This window comes from Candidatus Poribacteria bacterium, from assembly GCA_021295755.1.
Lineage (GTDB): Bacteria > Poribacteria > WGA-4E > WGA-4E > PCPOR2b > PCPOR2b.
This window is the reverse complement of record JAGWBT010000193.1, coordinates 9,928-10,305: the sequence shown is the minus strand read 5'-3', so window position 1 is coordinate 10,305 and position 378 is coordinate 9,928. Positions and strand designations below refer to the sequence as shown.

The following is a 378-nucleotide window of genomic DNA, read 5'->3' as shown; positions in this document are numbered from 1 at the left end:
CAACAATCTTGACAGAAATGGTGTTATCACTGCCGCGTCGCAGAATCGAATCTTCTGCGCCAACAAGGGGAGGCTCCATTGTGTAGGTCAGCCAGTTATCCTCTAAGATTCCCTCCATATCCATACCGTTGACCTGGAACTCCGTCACCGTCAACTCACCGGCACCTGTCAGTGCGGCACTGATAGTCAACGGCTGCCTCGGATCAACGATTTGTCCAACAAGCGGGGATACGATTGAGACTGTCGGCTCTGGCGCGACTAGGGTGAACGTCCACGTTAAGGCTGAAGAACCACCGGTGCTTTCGGCAACAAGCGTCACACTGTGGGTTCCGAGCGGAGCGTCGGCAAAGCTAAAGCCGGTCTGATCCTCTACTTCCA

General features: G+C 54.5%; 1 protein-coding gene. It reads right to left on the bottom strand.

Annotation, left to right across the window (positions count from 1 at the left end):
- On the bottom strand, positions 1-378 hold a 378-nt coding region (locus J4G02_21285; GenBank protein MCE2397058.1), incomplete at both ends, for a hypothetical protein.